Below are 2,989 nucleotides of genomic sequence, written 5' to 3'. Positions count from 1 at the left end.
GTGCTGCGATGCGGCGGGTGCGGGCGCAGGTGCGGGCGTGGCCCCGGGCCCGGCGTGCTTTGGCGAAGTGGGCTCGGCGCGAGGGGGGTTGCCAGGTCAGCTGTCGTCGACGCCCGTGCTCGCCGTGCCGTTCGTGCCGTCCGCGGTCGCGTCCCCGGTGCCCGGCCCCGTACCCGGCTCGGCGCCTGACCGCAGGGTGAGCAGCGTGATCTCGCTCGCCGCGAAGACCCGGAAGGGCGGCCCCCAGAAACCGGTGCCCCGGCTGGTGTAGAGCTGCGTCCGCTCGCCGTGCCGGCTCAGACCGTGCACCACCGGCTGGTCGATCCGGACGAGGAAGTTGAACGGCCAGATCTGGCCGCCGTGGGTGTGTCCGGAGACTTGCAGGTCGATGCCGGCGGCAGCGGCCTGCCGGACGTACTTGGGCTGGTGGGCGACGAGCAGGACCGGCCGGTCCGGGTCCGCCCCCGTCAGCGCGCCGGCCAGGTTCGCGCGGTGCCCGGCCAGGCCGGAGGACTCCGCGGTCACGTCGTCCACGCCCGCGAGGACGAGCAGGTCCCCGCCGCGCTCCACCACGACATGGCGGTTGTGCAGCGGTTCCCAGCCCAGTTCCGCCATGCGGTCCAGCCAGCCCTGGGCCTCGCCGAAGTACTCGTGGTTCCCCGTGACGTAGACCTTCGCCAGCCGTGACCGGATCGTCCCGAGCGGCGCGGACTGCTCCCGGCGCTGGGCGGGGGTGCCGTCGGCGATGTCGCCGGCGTGCACCACGACGTCCGCGTCGAGCGCGTTGACCGACTCGGCTACCCGCGCCGACCAGCGGGCCCGGTCGATCGGCCCGTAGTGGGTGTCGGCCAGCACGACGACACGGGTCCCGTCCAGACCGCCGCCGAGCCGCGGCACGTGGACGTCCAGCCGTTTCACCCGGGGCACGCGCATGGCCTCGTAGTGTCCCCAGGCCAGCAGCACGGCGGAGATCGCGGCGACGGCCACGGCGATGATCCTGGCCCGGTCGGCGCCGCCGATGCCGAGTCCGATCAGCACGAGGTGCACCAGGCCGCCCAGCACCGACCAGGTGAACAGCACCCAGACCATCCCGAGGGTGCTGTCCGCGACGCGAGCCGCCCGGTCGGCCCGCCGCTGCCCGTGGCCCGCGGCCATCAGGAAGGGGAAGAGGACCAGCCAGCAGGCGAAGACGACCGTGCCGGCCACGAAGACCGGGAACGGCCAGTCGACGCCGGCGGCGAACAACGTCCACCAGGGCAGGAAGAACAGCATCGCGAGGACGAGGAAGACCACGGTCCCGCCCAGCCGCCGGCGCAGGGACCGCCGCGGATTCGCATTCCCCGCCGCGTCGCCCGCACCCTCCGCTGTTCCACCCGCACCCGCCGCCGCCCCGCCCGCGGCCGTGGCCTCGGGTCCGGCGACGGCCATGACGCTCTCCGACTCCCCACCGGCCGGCCGAAGACCAGACTCCGACCGGATGGATTCGCTGTCCGTCACCGCGCCGCCCCTCACATCCGCCGTCCCACCGTCAACTCCCATCATCCGGCACCCGGCGCCCCACGGGATCGTCCGCGCCCTGTTGCCTCAGCGCGCGGTGCGGCCGGACCCGGTCCGTATTGCCGGCGCTCGGCCGAACCTCGTACCGGCAAGGGAGGTTCGGCCCGGCAGGAGGGCGGGCGGGGCCTCGTCGTCGGCGGGAAGAAGTCCCGTGGAACGGGAAAGTTGGTCTAGTCCTCTTGACGCGGTGTGTTCGCGCGCGGTTTGGTACGTACCAACTCGGGCCCGAGATGCACGCTCCCCCCACCACTTCACGCTTCGAGGGGCTTCCATGCGCCTTGCGAAATGGGCGGCTTCCGCCTTCGCACTCACCGTCGCGACCGCCGGTGCGGTCATCGCACTGGCCCCCGCAGGCAACGCCGCGGCGACCAGCGCCTACTCCGTGGCTCCCTACGTCGACATGTCGAACAGCCAGGAAGGCATGCTCGACACCGCCATCACCGGACATGGCCTCAAGTCCTACACCGCGGCCTTCGTGCTCGGCAGCGGCTGCAACCAGATCTGGGGCGACACCCTTCCCATCGGCGCCGACTCCTTCACCGACCCGCTGATCGCCAGAGCGAAGTCCGAGGGCGCCTCCGTCATCATCTCCTCCCGCGGCGCGAGCGGACTGCCGCTCGCCTGGACCTGCACCACGCAGAGCTCGATCGACGCCGGGTACCAGGCCGTCATCAACGACTACGGCGTCACCCAGCTGGATTTCGACATCGAAGGTGCCGCGATCGCGGACACGGGCGCCGCGGCGCGGCAGATGCAGGCGATGAAGGATCTGAAGGCGTCCAACCCCGGCCTCCAGTTCTCCGTGACCCTGCCGGTCCTGACCAGCGGGTTGACCAGTGACGGCGTGAACATCCTCAAGGCCGCCAAGGACGCGGGCATCAAGATCGACGTGGTCAACATCATGACTATGGACTTCTACGCGGGCGCCGGCACCGAGATGGGCCAGGGCTCGGTCTCGGCCGCCCAGGCCACGCTCGCGCAGATGCAGTCCGTCGATTCCGGCTACACCTACGCCAACCTCGGGATCACCCCGATGATCGGCAAGAACGACGACGGTTCCACGTTCACCCTGGCGGACGCCCAGACCGTGGAGAGCTTCGCGGCGCAACAGGGCGTCGGGCGGCTGGCGTTCTGGTCGGCCAACCGCGACCAGCCGTGCAGCGGCAGCGCCAACTCGCTGCCCACGTGCAGCGAGATCAGCCAGAACAGCCTCGCGTTCACCGACACGTTCATGCAGTACGCGGGCGGCTCGGGCGGGACGACGACCGGCGGGACCACGACCGGAGGCGGCACCACGGGCGGGACCACGACCGGCGGCACCAGCGGAGGCACGAGCTGCACCACCGCCTCCTGGAGCTCCTCCCAGGTCTACAACGGTGGCGACGCGGTCTCGTGGGCGGACCACAACTGGCAGGCGACGTGGGGGACGCAG

2 protein-coding genes are annotated in these 2,989 nt (G+C 71.6%); one reads left to right on the top strand and one right to left on the bottom strand.

Going from position 1 to position 2,989, the window contains the following annotated elements; translation table 11 throughout:
- Positions 1-96 precede the first annotated feature (96 nt).
- Positions 97-1,428, bottom strand: a complete 1,332-nt coding sequence (locus tag AC13HU_RS34960) for a metallophosphoesterase (RefSeq protein WP_483046020.1) — start codon at positions 1,426-1,428, stop codon at positions 97-99.
- Positions 1,429-1,828: 400 nt separating this feature from the next.
- Here AC13HU_RS34960 and AC13HU_RS34955 point away from each other — a divergent pair.
- On the top strand, positions 1,829-2,989 hold a 1,161-nt coding region (locus tag AC13HU_RS34955), incomplete at its 3' end, for a chitinase (RefSeq protein WP_483046019.1).

Source organism: Streptomyces sp. NH27, from assembly GCF_056859195.1.
This window is presented reverse-complemented; position numbering and strand designations above follow the sequence as displayed.

What these genes read in the sequence shown, in the direction of transcription:
- AC13HU_RS34960 (WP_483046020.1), bottom strand. Translation starts at nt 1,428, where the DNA reads ATGGCCGTCGCCGGACCCGAGGCCACGGCCGCGGGCGGGGCGGCGGCG.